The sequence below is a fragment of the Pseudomonas sp. UBA6562 genome, from assembly GCF_002434265.1.
Classification (GTDB): Bacteria; Pseudomonadota; Gammaproteobacteria; order Pseudomonadales; family Pseudomonadaceae; genus Aquipseudomonas.
Genome location: NZ_DJJS01000003.1, coordinates 201,899 through 216,910, shown reverse-complemented (window position 1 = coordinate 216,910; position 15,012 = coordinate 201,899). Strand labels below are relative to the sequence as shown.

The 15,012-nt window shown below is 65.6% G+C and carries 15 protein-coding genes; all 15 read left to right on the top strand.

What is annotated here, in order from left to right; translation table 11 throughout:
- The first annotated feature begins 34 nt into the window (after window positions 1–34).
- The 15 genes from fliS (at window position 35) to fliM (ending at window position 14,998) form a co-directional block, all read left to right on the top strand.
- Window positions 35–436, top strand: a complete 402-nt coding sequence (gene fliS, locus B4M43_RS03730) for a flagellar export chaperone FliS (RefSeq protein WP_296264320.1) — start codon at window positions 35–37, stop codon at window positions 434–436.
- Window positions 437–454: 18 nt separating this feature from the next.
- Window positions 455–751: a flagellar protein FliT gene (locus tag B4M43_RS03725; protein WP_296264319.1), complete on the top strand. Its 297-nt coding sequence runs from the start codon at window positions 455–457 to the stop codon at window positions 749–751.
- 166 nt (window positions 752–917) lie between these two features.
- On the top strand, window positions 918–2,393 hold the full coding sequence (locus B4M43_RS03720; RefSeq protein WP_296264317.1) for a sigma-54 dependent transcriptional regulator: 1,476 nt from the start codon (window positions 918–920) through the stop codon (window positions 2,391–2,393).
- Window positions 2,394–2,616: 223 nt separating this feature from the next.
- Window positions 2,617–3,837 (top strand): sensor histidine kinase, encoded by a 1,221-nt coding sequence (locus B4M43_RS03715; RefSeq protein ID WP_296264314.1) that lies wholly within the window; start codon window positions 2,617–2,619, stop codon window positions 3,835–3,837.
- A complete protein-coding gene (locus B4M43_RS03710) occupies window positions 3,834–5,195 on the top strand; it encodes a sigma-54-dependent transcriptional regulator (protein WP_296264313.1) in 1,362 nt (453 codons plus the stop codon). Before B4M43_RS03715 ends, B4M43_RS03710 begins: the two co-directional genes overlap by 4 nt.
- 380 nt (window positions 5,196–5,575) lie before the next feature.
- A complete protein-coding gene (fliE, locus tag B4M43_RS03705; RefSeq protein WP_296264311.1) occupies window positions 5,576–5,902 on the top strand; it encodes a flagellar hook-basal body complex protein FliE in 327 nt (108 codons plus the stop codon).
- Window positions 5,903–5,913: 11 nt separating this feature from the next.
- Entirely contained in the window at window positions 5,914–7,692 is a 1,779-nt protein-coding gene (gene fliF, locus B4M43_RS03700) for a flagellar basal-body MS-ring/collar protein FliF (RefSeq protein WP_296264309.1), read from the top strand.
- On the top strand, window positions 7,685–8,704 hold the full coding sequence (gene fliG, locus B4M43_RS03695; RefSeq protein ID WP_296264307.1) for a flagellar motor switch protein FliG: 1,020 nt from the start codon (window positions 7,685–7,687) through the stop codon (window positions 8,702–8,704). The genes fliF and fliG overlap by 8 nt, the downstream gene beginning before the upstream one ends.
- 152 nt (window positions 8,705–8,856) lie before the next feature.
- Window positions 8,857–9,645, top strand: a complete 789-nt coding sequence (gene fliH, locus B4M43_RS03690) for a flagellar assembly protein FliH (RefSeq protein WP_296264305.1) — start codon at window positions 8,857–8,859, stop codon at window positions 9,643–9,645.
- 83 nt (window positions 9,646–9,728) lie between these two features.
- Window positions 9,729–11,090: a flagellar protein export ATPase FliI gene (gene fliI / locus B4M43_RS03685; protein WP_296264303.1), complete on the top strand. Its 1,362-nt coding sequence runs from the start codon at window positions 9,729–9,731 to the stop codon at window positions 11,088–11,090.
- A 3-nt stretch (window positions 11,091–11,093) separates the two neighbouring features.
- Entirely contained in the window at window positions 11,094–11,546 is a 453-nt protein-coding gene (gene fliJ / locus B4M43_RS03680; RefSeq protein ID WP_296264301.1) for a flagellar export protein FliJ, read from the top strand.
- A 222-nt stretch (window positions 11,547–11,768) separates the two neighbouring features.
- Entirely contained in the window at window positions 11,769–12,116 is a 348-nt protein-coding gene (locus tag B4M43_RS03675; protein WP_296264299.1) for an Hpt domain-containing protein, read from the top strand.
- Window positions 12,117–12,183: 67 nt separating this feature from the next.
- Entirely contained in the window at window positions 12,184–13,434 is a 1,251-nt protein-coding gene (locus tag B4M43_RS03670) for a flagellar hook-length control protein FliK (RefSeq protein ID WP_296264297.1), read from the top strand.
- An 85-nt stretch (window positions 13,435–13,519) separates the two neighbouring features.
- Entirely contained in the window at window positions 13,520–14,020 is a 501-nt protein-coding gene (gene fliL, locus B4M43_RS03665) for a flagellar basal body-associated protein FliL (RefSeq protein ID WP_296264295.1), read from the top strand.
- A gap of 9 nt (window positions 14,021–14,029) precedes the next feature.
- On the top strand, window positions 14,030–14,998 hold the full coding sequence (gene fliM, locus B4M43_RS03660) for a flagellar motor switch protein FliM (protein ID WP_296264293.1): 969 nt from the start codon (window positions 14,030–14,032) through the stop codon (window positions 14,996–14,998).
- Window positions 14,999–15,012 lie beyond the last annotated feature (14 nt).

Here is a 15,012-nt window from a genome sequence, read left to right as displayed (position 1 = left end):
AGCCGTTATCTTTTTTCTGTCACGAGGTTGCACGATGAACCCCATGAGAGCCCTTCGCCAATACCAGAAGGTCAATTCCCATGCACAGATCTCCGAGGCCACGCCCCATCGGTTGGTGCAGATGCTGATGGAAGGCGGGCTGGATCGCATGGCCCAGGCCAAGGGCGCGATGGCGCGCGGCGATGTGGCGGAAAAAGGCCTGCTGATCGGCAAGGCGATCGACATCATCATCGGCCTGCGCGATGGTCTGGATGCCGAAAAAAGCGAGAATCCCGAGAGCATCGAGCAGCTCGCCAGCCTGTACGTATACATGACCAATCGCCTGATGCAGGCGAACATCGCCAACGATGCCGGCATGATCGACGAAGTCGCCCGGCTGCTGATCACCGTCAAGAGCGGCTGGGACCAGATCCCGCCCGCGCAACAAGCCGGCTGAGCCCGCGAGGAGCGTGTCGTGAACACTGCCATCCAACGATTCGACGAAACCCGTGACGCTTTGCTCGATGCCCTGGACGAGCGCGACTGGGAGGCCATCGGCAAGCTCGACGAGGCCTGTCGGGTCTGCATCGACGACATGCTGACGGCCAGCGTGGTGGACGAGGTCCAGGTCAAGGCCAAGTTGGAAGATCTGCTGGGGGTCTACCGCGATTTGCTGGAAGCGACAATGGGCGAACGCCAAGCCATCGCCGAGCAAATGTCGCAGATCAATCAGGCAAAATCGGCGGCAAAGGTTTACCATCTATTCAGCTGAGGTAAATAGATAACGCCTATCCGGCGCCATAAATTTGACTGGTTCTACGTTTTTTACTTTACTAGTGGCTGTTTTCGAATTTCAGACGTCTCATTGCTGACTGTACGTCAGGGCGACGTCGAATTCGCCTCCCCGGCACCGATATGACTAGGGAAGTTGCTATTGCATGTGGCGTGAAACCAAGATTCTGCTGATCGATGACGACAGCGACCGCCGCCGCGATATGGCGGTGGTCCTGAATTTCCTGGGCGAAGACAATCTGCCCTGCTCGAGCCAGAATTGGCAGCAGGCCGTGCAGTCTTTGCAGTCGAGCCGCGAAGTATTATGCGTGCTCATGGGTACCGTGGCGTCGCCTGGCACGGTACTTGGGCTGCTTAAGACCGTGGCAGGGTGGGATGAGTTCCTTCCTGTCTTGCTTCTTGGTGAAATTTCTTCTGCCGAGTTCCCCGACGACTTGCGCCGCCGGGTACTGTCCAACTTGCAGATGCCCCCCAGCTACAGCCAATTGCTCGATTCCCTGCACCGTGCCCAGGTCTACCGCGAGATGTACGACCAGGCCCGCGAGCGCGGTCGCCAGCGCGAGCCCAACCTGTTCCGCAGCCTGGTCGGCACCAGCCGCGCGATCCAGCATGTGCGGCAGATGATGCAGCAGGTGGCCGACACCGACGCAAGCGTATTGATCCTCGGTGAGTCGGGAACGGGCAAGGAGGTGGTGGCGCGCAACCTGCACTACCATTCCAAGCGCCGCGACGCGCCGTTCGTACCGGTCAACTGCGGGGCCATTCCGGCCGAACTGCTGGAAAGCGAGCTGTTCGGCCATGAGAAGGGCGCCTTCACCGGGGCCATCACCACCCGCGCCGGGCGTTTCGAACTCGCCAACGGCGGTACGTTGTTCCTCGACGAGATCGGCGACATGCCGCTGCCGATGCAGGTCAAGCTGCTGCGTGTGTTGCAGGAACGCACCTTCGAGCGGGTCGGCAGCAACAAGACCCAGAGCGTCGACGTGCGCATCATCGCGGCCACGCACAAGAACCTCGAAACCATGATCGACGCAGGCTCGTTCCGCGAAGACCTGTACTACCGGCTCAACGTCTTCCCCATCGAAATGGCACCGCTGCGCGAGCGGGTCGAAGACATCCCCTTGTTGATGAACGAGCTGATCTCGCGCATGGAGCACGAGAAGCGCGGCTCGATCCGTTTCAACTCGGCCGCGATCATGTCGCTGTGCCGGCATGGCTGGCCGGGCAACGTGCGCGAACTGGCCAACCTGGTGGAACGCATGGCGATCATGCACCCCTATGGTGTGATCGGCGTCGCCGAACTGCCGAAGAAATTCCGCTATGTCGAAGACGAAGACGAGCAACTGGTCGACAGCCTGCGCAGCGACCTGGAAGAGCGCGTGGCGATCAACGGACACACGCCGAACTTCGCCAACCAGGCCATGTTGCCACCCGAAGGTCTGGACCTCAAAGACTACCTCGGCGGCCTGGAGCAGGGCCTGATCCAGCAGGCGCTGGACGATGCCAACGGCATCGTGGCCCGCGCGGCGGAACGTCTGCGCATTCGCCGCACCACCTTGGTGGAGAAGATGCGCAAATACGGTATGAGTCGCCGCGACGGCGAAGAGGCTGCCGAAGAGTAGGCGCCATCGAGGGCGTTGTGGGGCCTCCTGCAACGCGCTGTTGGCGAGTGATTTCATCTCTTTTGGAAGACCCATCCCACTGCCCTCGACATGGCCCGCGCCGCTATGCGGGTAACATGCGTTAACCAACTAGACCCTTGCGTATCCCATCCCCCGGCACGCCCCTTGCTACAACCTCGCCAACAGGTCGTTTTTATGACGGTCAGCCACGCGAGAATGTCCGATGCCTCAGGTTGCCTCTCTCTCCCGAGCCCCCGATCCGCAACGCCGTAACCCTGCCGAGCCGCAAAGCCGCGAAAGCCTTGAACAGGCCTTCGCGCTGTTTGGCCAAGTGTCCAGCCAACTGCACGCGTCCTACGGCATGCTCGAGGCGCGGGTCAGCGAGCTCAAAGGCGAGTTGGCGGTGGTCAGTGCCCAGCGCATGGCCGAACTGGCCGAAAAGGAGCGCCTGGCCAGCCGCCTGCAAAGCCTGCTCGATGCGTTGCCCGGTGGTGTGGTGGCGCTCGACGGTCGGGGCGTGGTGGTCGAAGCCAACCCTGCCGCAGCAGAGCTTCTGGGGCAGCCATTGCTGGGCGAGCTGTGGCGCGAGCTGATCGTCCAGCGTTTCGCGCCGCGCCACGACGATGGTCATGAAGTCTCGTTGCGCGATGGCCGCCGCGTGTCGATCGCCACCCGTTCGCTGGGCGCCGAGCCCGGCCAGTTGCTGCTGCTCACCGACCTGACCGAAACCAGGCGCCTGCAAGACCAGCTGGCGCGTCACGAGCGCTTGTCCAGCCTGGGGCGCATGGTCGCCTCACTGGCCCATCAGATACGCACGCCGCTGTCGGCCGCCATGCTTTACGCCGGGCATCTCGCCGACCCGGCGCACAGCCTTTCCGACGACACCCGGCAACGCTTCGCCGGCCAACTCAAGGAGCGCCTGCACGAACTTGAGCATCAGGTGCGCGACATGCTGGTGTTCGCCCGCGGCGAGCTGCCGCTGACCGATCGCCTGACGCCCAAGGCCTTGTTCCAGGCCTTGCAGCAGGCCGCCCACAGCCATGTCGAGGGCCATGCCGTGCGCTGGCAGTGCGATACCCGTCTGGGCGAAGTGCTGTGCAACCGCGACACGCTGGTCGGCGCCTTGCTCAACCTGATTAACAACGCCTTGCAGGCGAGCCACGGCCCTGCGCGCCTGAAGGTGCACCTGATGCGCCGTGGGCAGCAGATGGCGCTCTGCATCAGCGATGCCGGCGATGGCATCGATGCCGCCTTGCTGGCGCGCCTGGGCGAACCCTTCCTCACCACCAAGACCAATGGCACCGGCCTGGGCTTGGCCGTGGTCAATGCCGTGGTGCGCGCCCATCAGGGCCAGGTGCGGATCCGCTCGCGCGTGGGCCGTGGCACCTGCGTGACGGTCACGCTGCCGCTGTTGGGGGTGTCGGGAGGGGAGGGCATGGCATGACGCACAAGGTGCTGCTGGTCGAGGACGACCGCAACCTGCGCCAGGCTTTGGCCGATACCTTGGAGTTGGGCGGCTTCGCCTGGCGTGCCGTGGGTTCGGCGGAGCTCGCCTTGCAGGCCGTGGGCGAAGAGGCCTTCAGCCTGGTGGTCAGCGACGTCAACATGCCGGGCATGGACGGCCATCAGTTGCTGGGCGAATTGCGTCAGCGCCAGCCGCAATTGCCAGTGTTGCTGATGACGGCCCATGCTGCGGTGGAAAGCGCCGTGCAGGCCATGCGTCAAGGCGCGGTGGACTACCTGGTCAAGCCCTTCGAGCCGCGCGCCTTGCTCAGCCTGGTCGAGCGCCATGCGGCCCATCGCCTGCTGGCCGACGACGGCCCGGTGGCCTGCGAGCCCAGCAGCCGGCAGTTGCTGGCGCTGGCGGCGCGGGTCGCGCGCAGCGATTCGACGGTGATGATCTGCGGCGAATCGGGCACCGGCAAAGAAGTGCTGGCGCGGTACATCCACCAGCAGTCGACCCGCGCCGAGGGGCCGTTCGTGGCCATCAACTGCGCGGCGATTCCCGACAACATGCTCGAAGCCACTTTGTTCGGCCATGAGAAAGGTGCCTTCACCGGCGCCATCGCCGCCCAGCCCGGCAAGTTCGAGCAGGCCGACGGCGGCACCTTGCTGCTCGACGAAATCTCCGAAATGCCCCTTGCCTTGCAGGCCAAGCTGCTGCGGGTGTTGCAGGAGCGCGAGGTCGAGCGGGTCGGCGGACGCAAACCGATCCCGCTCGACATCCGCGTGCTGGCCACCAGCAACCGCGACCTGGCCGCGCAAGTGACGGCAGGCGCGTTTCGCGAAGACCTCTATTACCGTTTGTCGGTGTTCCCGCTGGCCTGGCAGCCCCTGCGCGAGCGCCGCGACGACATTCTGCCGCTGGCCGAGCGTCTGCTCGCCCGCCATGCCGGCAAGCTGCGCCTCGGCGCGGTTCGGTTGTCGCCCGAAGCCCGCGAGTGCCTGCGCGAACATGCCTGGCCGGGCAATGTGCGCGAGCTGGACAATGCCGTGCAGCGCGCCTTGATCCTGCAGCAGGGCGGCGTGATCGAAGCGGCGGATTTCTGTCTGACAGGGCTGGCGACAGGTGCTGCGTCACGACCGGCCGCGCCTCTGGGCGTCGAGCGGCAGGCGGCCGAGCCAGCGGTGCTGGGGGACGACCTGCGTCGCCATGAATTCCAGATGATCCTCGACGCCCTGCGCAGCGAGCGCGGGCGGCGCAAGGAGGCGGCCGAGCGGCTGGGTATCAGCCCACGCACGTTGCGCTACAAGTTGGCACAGATGCGCGAAGCCGGAATGGACGCTGAAATCGATGGCTGATGGGGCCGGGGCTGGCTGTTGCGCTGGGTGTATGGCAGCGGGTGATCGATCGGCTGGAGCGGGGTGAGGATGCGATTACCTGTCGACAGGTGCCATAGCTGCTGGGCCGGCGGGGCCGGCCATCGCGGCTGAAGCCGCTCCAACAGGATCTTCGTAGGGCGGCTGAAGCCGCTCCAGCAGCATGAGCATAATCCTGTGGGAGCGGCCGGTTCGGCGCTCCGATTAGCCGCAATGGGCCGCGACGCGGCCCTGAACCAAGCCGACAGATCCGGCCCCAGCCTTTTCCTGCTCTCATTCGCCACCCTGGCATTCTTGTTGCTAGTTCCCCTGTACCCGCCGCATGAGTGTCAAAAAAATGCGGCCGTCGCAGAGAGAAGTCCATGACCCAAGGTGTTCAATTCAACCGTCTGATGCTCGACATGCGCGCCATGCAGGCCGACGCCATGTCGCAGCCCAAAGCCGTGGCCGCGCCAGAGCTGGGGCAGAACTCGTTCGCCGACATGCTCGGCCAGGCGATCGGCAAGGTCAATGAAACCCAGCAGTCATCCAATGCCCTGGCCAATGCCTTCGAAATCGGCAAGGGCAATGTCGACCTGACCGACGTCATGGTGGCCTCGCAAAAGGCCTCGGTGTCGTTCCAGGCACTCACGCAGGTGCGCAACAAGCTGGTCCAGGCGTACCAGGACATCATGCAGATGCCAGTTTGAGGGCTGACTAAGTGGCCGATGCCGTCGACACTCCACCCGCCACCACCGGTGCCAAGCCTGCGTCCAAGCTGGCGCTGCCGGGGCTGGGTTTCCTGGAAAACATCTCGCGCATGCCCGCGCTGCGCCAGGTCGGCCTGTTGGTCGGGTTGGCCGCCAGCGTGGCGGTGGGCTTCGCCGTGGTGCTCTGGTCGCAGCAGCCGGACTACCGTCCGCTGTACGGCAGCCTGGCCGGGATGGACACCAAGCAGGTCATCGACACCCTCGGTGCCTCCGACATCGAATACCGCGTCGAGCCCAATTCCGGCGCACTGCTGGTCAAGGCCGACGACCTGTCCCGCGCGCGCCTGAAACTCGCCGCTGCGGGCGTGACCGCCAACGACGGCAACGTCGGCTTCGAAATTCTCGACAAGGACCAGGGCCTGGGCACCAGCCAGTTCATGGAAGCCACCCGCTACCGCCGCGGCCTGGAAGGCGAGTTGGCGCGTACGGTGTCGAGCCTGAACAACGTCAAGGGCGCCCGTGTGCACCTGGCGATTCCGAAAAGCTCGGTGTTCGTGCGCGACGAACGCAAGCCCAGCGCCTCGGTGCTGGTCGAGATGTACCCGGGCCGTACCCTGGAAAGCGGCCAGGTCATGGCCATCGTCAACCTGGTGGCGACTAGCGTGCCGGAGCTGGACAAGTCACAGGTCACCGTGGTCGACCAGAAAGGCAACCTGCTCTCCGAGCAGTTGCAGGACACCGCCCTGACCATGGCCGGCAAGCAGTACGACTACAGCCGGCGCATGGAAAGCCTGCTCACCCAGCGTGTGCAGAACATCCTGCAGCCGGTGCTGGGCAACGACCGCTACAAGGCCGAGGTGTCGGCCGACGTGGACTTCAGCGCGGTCGAGTCGACCTCCGAGCAGTTCAACCCCGAGCAACCGGCGCTGCGCAGCGAGCAGTCGGTCGACGAGCAGCGCTCCAGCAGCCAGGGCCCACAGGGCGTGCCGGGCGCGCTGAGCAACCAGCCACCGGGCGCCGCCAGCGCACCGCAAACCGCCACGGCCGGCGCGGCCGCTGCCGGGGCGATCCAGCCCGGCCAACCGCTGCTCGACGCCAACGGCCAGCAGATCATGGACCCGGCCACCGGCCAGCCGATGCTCGCGCCGTACCCCAGCGACAAGCGCCAGCAGAGCACCAAGAACTTCGAACTGGACCGCTCGATCAGCCACACCCGCCAGCAGCAGGGCCGCCTGACCCGTCTGTCGGTCGCCGTGGTGGTGGACGACCAGGTCAAGGTCGACGCGACCAGCGGCGAAGCCACGCGCACGCCCTGGACCAGCGAAGACCTGGCACGCTTCACTCGTCTGGTGCAGGACGCCGTAGGCTTCGACGCCAGCCGCGGCGACAGCGTCAGCGTGGTCAACGTGCCGTTCTCCGCCGACCGTGGCGAAGTGCTGGTCGATATCCCGTTCTACTCGCAGCCCTGGTTCTGGGACATCGTCAAACAGGCCCTGGGCGTGCTGTTCATCTTGGTGTTGGTGTTCGGCGTGCTGCGCCCGGTGCTGAACAATATCACCCGTGGCGGCAAGGACGCCGGCGTGGCAGGCGACACGGAGCTGGGCGGGATGATCGGGATGGATGGCGACCTCGCCAACGACCGCGTCACCCTCGGTGGCCCGCAAAGCATCCTGCTGCCCAGCCCCACCGAGGGTTACGAGGCGCAGCTCAACGCAATCAAGGGCCTGGTGGCCGAAGACCCGGGCCGTGTAGCCCAGGTCGTCAAGGACTGGATCAACGCCGATGAGTGATAACCGCGCCGTGAACGCCAAACTCAGCCGTGTCGACAAGGCTGCCATCCTCCTGCTGTCGCTGGGCGAGACCGACGCCGCCCAGGTGCTGCGCCACATGGGCCCCAAGGAAGTGCAGCGGGTCGGTGTGGCCATGGCGCAGATGGGCAACATCCACCGCGAGCAGGTCGAGCAGGTGATGAGCGAGTTCGTCGAGACCGTCGGCGACCAGACCAGCCTGGGCGTAGGCTCGGACGGCTACATCCGCAAGATGCTCAACCAGGCCTTGGGCGAGGACAAGGCCAACGGCCTGATCGACCGCATCCTGCTGGGCGGCAACACCAGTGGCCTGGACAGCCTCAAGTGGATGGAGCCGCGCGCCGTGGCCGACGTGATCCGCTACGAGCACCCGCAGATCCAGGCCATCGTGGTCGCCTACCTCGACCCCGACCAGGCCGGTGAGGTGCTGAGCAACTTCGACCACAAAGTGCGCCTGGACATCATCCTGCGCGTGTCGTCGCTCAACACCGTGCAACCGGCGGCGCTCAAGGAGCTGAACCAGATCCTGGAGAAGCAGTTCTCCGGCAACTCCAACGCGGCGCGCACCACCCTGGGCGGCATCAAGCGCGCGGCCGACATCATGAACTTCCTCGACAGCTCCGTGGAAGGCCAGCTGATGGACTCGATCCGCGAGGTCGATGGCGACCTGTCCGAGCAGATCGAAGACCTGATGTTCGTCTTCAACAACCTGGCCGACGTCGACGACCGCGGGATCCAGTCGCTGCTGCGCGAAGTCGCCTCGGACGTGCTGGTGGTGGCGCTCAAGGGTGCCGACGACCGGGTCAAGGACAAAGTCTTCAAGAACATGTCCAAACGTGCGTCGGAACTGCTGCGCGACGACCTCGAGGCCAAAGGGCCGGTGCGCGTCAGCGACGTCGAAGGCGCGCAGAAGGAAATCCTCACCGTGGCCCGACGCATGGCCGATGCCGGCGAGATCGTGCTCGGCGGCAAGGGTGGCGAGGAGATGATCTAAGCCCGCGCACGCTGCCTGCAAGGGCAGGTGGTGATTGCGTCGAGCGAGGCAACCTTGTTAGATGGGCCGACGCAATTGCGGGTGGGGCGGGACGCCGGCCATCCGCTCCTACAGGCGCACATCGCCTGAAACCGGTTTGAAGAGCCCAGCGCATGTCCAGCAAAGAGCAACACTCCAGCGACCTGATCCGCGCCCGCGACCTAGAGGGCGTGGACGTGTGGGCGCTGCCCAGCTTCGACCCCGCGCCGCGCTTCGTCGCAGAGCCCGAGCCCGAGCCGGCACCCGAGGTGGTCGAGGACGAGATCGCCGAGGTGCCTCTCGAGGACGTGCAGCCGATTACCCTCGAAGAGCTCGAAGCCATTCGCCAGGAGGCCTACAACGAAGGCTTCGCCACCGGCGAGCGGGACGGTTTCCACAGTGCCCAGCTCAAGGTGCGTCAGGAAGCCGACGCCGCCCTTGCCGCCAAACTGGCGAGCCTGGAGCAAGTGATGCGACACCTGCTCGAACCGATCGCCGAGCAGGACACGCAGATCGAGCGCAGCCTGGTGCACCTGGTCGGCCACATGGCCCGGCAGGTGGTCGGCCGCGAGCTGCGCGGCGACTCCAGCCAGATCACCCAGGTGCTGCGCGAGGCGCTCAAGCTGCTGCCGATGGGTGCCGAGAACATCCGCATCCACCTCAATCCCCAGGATTTCGAAGCCGCCAAAGCCTTGCGCGAACGCCACGAAGAGCGCTGGAAACTGCTCGAAGACGAGACGTTGCTGCCCGGCGGCTGCCGCATCGAAACCGCCCACAGCCGCATCGACGCGAGCATGGAAACGCGTCTGGAAAAAGCCGTGGCGCAGCTGTTCGACCAGCTCCACGAGCAGGCCCTGCACCCGGCACCGGCCGACCTGTCCATCGACCTGACCCAGCCACGCGAGGCCGACGATGCGTCTTGAGTTCGACCGGTTCCACGATCAGGCCGTGCATCCGGTAGCGGCCGCTCCATGCATTCGCTCGAACATCCCACTCGAGGCCAACCATGCGTCTTGACCGCACCAGCTTCGCCAAGCGCCTGGGCGGCTATGCCGAGGCCATCGCCCTGCCGGCCCAGCCGGTGGCCGAAGGCCGGCTGCTGCGCATGGTGGGCCTGACCCTGGAAGCCGAAGGCCTGCGCGCGGCCGTCGGCAGCCGTTGCCGAGTGATCAACGACGACGGCTACCACGCCGTCGAGGTGGAAGCCGAAGTCATGGGCTTCTCCGGCAGCAAGGTGTTCCTCATGCCGGTGGGCAGCGTGGCCGGCATCGCGCCCGGCGCGCGGGTGGTGCCGCTGGACGACAGCGGTCGCCTGCCCATGGGCATGAGCATGCTCGGCCGGGTGCTCGACGGCGCCGGCCGCGCCCTGGACGGCAAAGGCGGCATGAAGGCCGAAGACTGGGTGCCGATGGAAGGCCCGACCATCAACCCGCTCAACCGCGAGCCGATCAGCCAGCCGCTGGATGTGGGGATTCGCAGCATCAACGGCCTGCTCACCGTGGGCCGGGGGCAGCGCCTGGGCCTGTTCGCCGGTACCGGCGTCGGTAAGTCGGTGCTGCTGGGCATGATGACGCGCTTCACCGAAGCCGAGATCATCGTGGTCGGCCTGATCGGCGAACGCGGCCGCGAGGTCAAGGAATTCATCGAGCACATCCTCGGCGAGGAGGGCATCAAGCGTTCGGTGGTGGTGGCTTCGCCTGCGGACGACGCGCCCTTGATGCGTCTGCGCGCGGCCATGTACTGCACGCGCATTGCCGAATACTTCCGCGACAAGGGCAAGAACGTCCTGCTGCTGATGGATTCGCTGACCCGTTTCGCCCAGGCCCAGCGGGAAATCGCTCTGGCCATCGGCGAGCCGCCGGCGACCCGCGGCTATCCGCCCTCGGTGTTCGCCAAACTGCCCAAACTGGTGGAGCGTGCCGGTAACGGCGAAGCCGGTGGCGGATCGATCACCGCGTTCTATACCGTGCTGTCCGAAGGCGACGACCAGCAGGACCCGATCGCCGACTCGGCGCGGGGCGTGCTCGACGGTCACTTCGTGCTGTCGCGGCGCCTGGCCGAGGAGGGGCATTACCCGGCCATCGACATCGAGGCTTCGATCAGCCGGGTGATGCCGCAGGTGGTGGACATCGACCACCTGCGCCAGGCGCAGAAATTCAAGCAGCTGTGGTCGCGCCTGTCGCAGAGCCGCGACCTGATCAGCGTGGGCGCCTACGTACCTGGGGGCGATCCGGAAACCGACATGGCCATTGCCTTGCAGGGCAAGCTGGTGTCGTACCTGCGCCAGGGCCTGGACGAAAACGTAAGCCTCGCCCAGGGCCGCGCGGAGCTGGCGGCGGTGTTCGCCAGCCCCGCCAATGGAGGCTAAGCCATGAGCGTGCCCAGCCGTGCCGCGCGCTTGCTGCCAGTGGTGGAAATGGCCGAGGACGCCGAGCGCAAGGCCGCCCAGCGCCTGGGCCAGTTCCAGCAGCAGGTGAACGTCGCCCAGACCAAACTCAGCGAGCTGGAGCAGTTTCGCGGCGATTACCAGCAGCAATGGCTCAACCGTGGCGGCCAAGGCGTCGATGGCGCCTGGCTGGTCAACTACCAGCGCTTTCTCGGGCAACTGGAAACCGCCATGGGCCAGCAGCGCCAGAGCCTGACCTGGCATCAGAACAACCTGAACAACGCGCGCAAGGGCTGGCAAGAGGCCTACGCACGGGTGGAGGGGCTGCGCAAACTGGTGCAGCGCTACCTCGACGAGGCCCGCCGCGCCGACGACAAGCGCGAGCAGAAGCTGCTCGACGAGTTGTCGCAACGTCTACCGCGTCACGAGTTTCCGTAGCAGGCCGTCGGCGGCTTCGACGCCGCTGTGGGATGGGCTACACTTCGACCACCTCGCGGAACCCGAAGCGGTGTTGGGCGTCTGATCTTCGCTGCTCGATGGGTTCGGCAAGGGGCGCCACGCAAGGCTGCGGCGCAACGTCAAGGATGAAGCGGAACACAAGCGGCTGGCCGACCGACAGGCGCCCAGTCAGGCAATCGAGCTTGATCAAGGAGTGAGCAAGTGATGGACATGCATATCGACTACACCGTATTGAGCGACCTGCGCGACGTCATGGAAGACGGCTACTCGCAGTTGTTGCAAACCTTTCTGGAAGACTCCGAGCGGCGCCTGAGCCAGTTGCACGAGGCCAAGGATGCCAGCGAGCTGGGGCTAGCCGCGCACAGTTTCAAAGGCAGCAGCAGCGACATGGGCGCCGTGGGCCTGGCCGAACTGTGCCGCCAACTCGAAGAGCGCGTGCGCCAGCCGCCGCTATTCGGCATCGAAGACCTGATCAACCGCATCGACCTGGAATACCGCGAGGTGCAGCAGTTCTATCGCGGCGAACAGGATCGGTTGATCGCACCCTGAGCGAGTTGGCGCGACTTTTGCTGTAACAGCTTCATGCTGTTCAGCCCTTTGGCGCGGAGATCGCTCGATGCCTGTCGCACCCAACCCGTTGTTGCAAGTCAGCCGCGCGCCGTCCGCGCCGAACGTGGGCGCGTCTGCGGCCGAAAAGCCGCGCCAGCCGGGCGCTGGCGGCTTCGACAAGGTCTTGGCCGGGCAGTCGCGCAACACGCCGGCCAAGGCCGACAAGGAGGTTCCGTCCACCTCCGACATCGCTGACGCCAAAGGCCCGGGCAGCGGGGCGCTTGCCGCAGACGGCAAAACCTTGCCGGCCAAAGCCGATACCCCCGCCGACAGCGACACCGTCGAACAGGACGCCGGCACCTTGCGCGACGCCAGCCTGGTGGCCGGCCAGGTCACCGATGCCGCACCGGGCGCGCAGATGATCCAGGCCCAGGCCCAGGTCGTGGCGCCCATGCTGCAAGCGGCTGCCGCAGACGGCGATAGCCATGGCGAGGGCGAAGCCTTCGATCCCGAGGCCGACCCCCTAGCCGGCATGCCTACCCTGCGCCTGGCGCTGGAGCAGAATGCCAAGGCCCAGGGCGGTACCTCCGCCCACGCGCAGGACCCCGACGCCGAGATCGGCGAAGGCCGTGTGGCCGTCAATCCGTTGGCGGAGAAGGTCGCGGCATTGGAGGGCGACGAGCAGAGCGGCGCAGCGGGCGGCAAGGCCTTCGGCGCCTTGCTCGACGACGGCCTGAAAGACCTGAAAACGGCCAGCAGCGACACGCGCGTCGACGATTTCGCCAACCGCCTGGCCGCGTTGACCCAGGCCGCCACCCCCAAGACCGCCAATGCCGTTGCGCCCAATCCGCTACAGCAGCCCTTGTCGATGAACCAGAACGCCTGGACCGAAGGCCTGGTCAACCGCGTCATGTACCTGTCCAGCCAGAACCTCAAATCCGCCGACATCCAGCTCGAACCGGCCGAACTCGGTCGCCTGGACATCCGCGTCAACGTCGCCAGCGACCAGCCCACGCAGATCACCTTCCTCAGCGGCCACGTCGGTGTGCGCGACGCCCTCGACAGCCAGGTGCACCGTCTGCGCGAGCTGTTCTCCCAGCAAGGCCTGCAGCAGCCCGACGTCAGCGTCGCCGACTTCTCGCGCCAGCAGCAACAGCAACAGCAGCAACAAGGGCAGGCCAATGCCGACAGCCTGTCGGGCGTGGCCTCGCGGCGCGCGGCGGCAGGCGAGGGCGAAGGCGGCGCGCGCATCGAACCTGGCCAGGTGCAGGCCCAACAGGTGGTGATTGGCGACAGCGCGGTCGACTACTACGCCTGATCGCCGCACCAGGGCAACCTGGCATAACCCTTGCTCAATCCCCGTCATCTACCCTGCAACCCCTGACGGATGACGGATTATTGGCATGGCCAAGAGCGATGTAGAAAAAGACCCGGCGAAAAAAGGCAAACTCAAGCTGATCATCCTGGCGGTGGTCGGCCTGCTTCTGGCGATCGGCCTGTCGGTCGGCGCCACCTGGTTCATCATGCACAAGAACGAACCGGCGGCGCCCGCCGAGGCCAGCGAAGGCGGCAACGCCAAGCCCAAGGCCATCTACGAGGCACTCACGCCGGCCTTCGTGGTCAACTTCAACCAGAACGGTCGCCAGCGCTACATGCAGGTCAGCATCAGCCTGCAAGCGCGCAACCAGGCCGACCTGGACGCGCTCAAGGTGCACATGCCGGTGATCCGCAACAACCTGGTGATGATGTTCTCCGGCCAGGGCTTCGATGCTTTGGCCAGTAGCTCCGTGGGCCAGGAAATGCTGCGTCAGAAGGCCACCGCAGTGGTGCAGGAAGTGGCGCAGAAAGAAGTCGGCAAGCCGGTCATCGACCAATTGCTGTTCACCAACTTCGTATTGCAGTAGGAGCGCCCGATGGCTGTGCAGGACCTGCTCTCCCAGGACGAGATCGATGCCCTGTTGCATGGGGTGGACGACGGCTTGGTGCAGACCGACAGCGCTGCCGAGCCCGGCGGCGTCAAGAGCTACGACCTCACCAGTCAGGACCGGATCGTGCGCGGGCGCATGCCGACCCTGGAAATGATCAACGAGCGTTTCGCCCGCTACACCCGCATCAGCATGTTCAACCTGCTGCGCCGCTCGGCCGACGTGGCGGTGGGCGGCGTGCAGGTGATGAAGTTCGGCGAGTACGTGCATTCGCTGTACGTGCCCACCAGCCTCAACCTGGTCAAGATCAAACCCCTGCGCGGCACCGCGCTGTTCATCCTGGACGCCAAGCTGGTGTTCAAACTGGTGGACAACTTCTTCGGTGGCGACGGCCGCCACGCCAAGATCGAGGGGCGTGAGTTCACTCCCACCGAGCTGCGCGTGGTGCGCATGGTGCTGGACCAGGCCTTCATCGACCTCAAGGAAGCCTGGCAGGCGATCATGCCGGTCAACTTCGAGTACATGAACTCGGAGGTCAACCCGGCCATGGCCAACATCGTCGGGCCGAGCGAGGCGGTGGTGGTGTCGACCTTCCACATCGAACTCGACGGCGGCGGCGGCGACCTGCACGTGACCATGCCGTACTCGATGATCGAGCCGGTGCGCGAGATGCTCGACGCCGGTTTCCAATCGGACCTGGACGACCAGGACGAGCGCTGGATCAAGGCCCTGCGCGAAGACGTGCTGGATGTCGCCGTGCCGCTCACCGCCACCGTCGCCCGGCGCCAATTGAAGCTGCGCGACATCCTGCACATGCAACCCGGCGACGTGATCCCGGTCGAGCTGCCCGAGCACTTGGTGCTGCGCGCCAACGGCGTGCCGTCGTTCAAGGCGCGGCTGGGCTCGCACAAGGGCAACCTGGCCTTGCAGATCATCGATCCGATCGGGCGCCGCTGACCGCGCCGCGCCCG

What these genes read in the sequence shown, in the direction of transcription:
- fliI (WP_296264303.1), top strand. Translation starts at nt 9,729, where the DNA reads ATGCGTCTTGACCGCACCAGCTTCGCCAAGCGCCTGGGCGGCTATGCC.
- fliM (WP_296264293.1), top strand. Translation starts at nt 14,030, where the DNA reads ATGGCTGTGCAGGACCTGCTCTCCCAGGACGAGATCGATGCCCTGTTG.
- fliL (WP_296264295.1), top strand. Translation starts at nt 13,520, where the DNA reads ATGGCCAAGAGCGATGTAGAAAAAGACCCGGCGAAAAAAGGCAAACTC.
- fliG (WP_296264307.1), top strand. Translation starts at nt 7,685, where the DNA reads ATGAGTGATAACCGCGCCGTGAACGCCAAACTCAGCCGTGTCGACAAG.
- fliE (WP_296264311.1), top strand. Translation starts at nt 5,576, where the DNA reads ATGACCCAAGGTGTTCAATTCAACCGTCTGATGCTCGACATGCGCGCC.
- fliJ (WP_296264301.1), top strand. Translation starts at nt 11,094, where the DNA reads ATGAGCGTGCCCAGCCGTGCCGCGCGCTTGCTGCCAGTGGTGGAAATG.
- B4M43_RS03720 (WP_296264317.1), top strand. Translation starts at nt 918, where the DNA reads ATGTGGCGTGAAACCAAGATTCTGCTGATCGATGACGACAGCGACCGC.
- B4M43_RS03670 (WP_296264297.1), top strand. Translation starts at nt 12,184, where the DNA reads ATGCCTGTCGCACCCAACCCGTTGTTGCAAGTCAGCCGCGCGCCGTCC.
- B4M43_RS03710 (WP_296264313.1), top strand. Translation starts at nt 3,834, where the DNA reads ATGACGCACAAGGTGCTGCTGGTCGAGGACGACCGCAACCTGCGCCAG.
- fliS (WP_296264320.1), top strand. Translation starts at nt 35, where the DNA reads ATGAACCCCATGAGAGCCCTTCGCCAATACCAGAAGGTCAATTCCCAT.
- B4M43_RS03715 (WP_296264314.1), top strand. Translation starts at nt 2,617, where the DNA reads ATGCCTCAGGTTGCCTCTCTCTCCCGAGCCCCCGATCCGCAACGCCGT.
- fliH (WP_296264305.1), top strand. Translation starts at nt 8,857, where the DNA reads ATGTCCAGCAAAGAGCAACACTCCAGCGACCTGATCCGCGCCCGCGAC.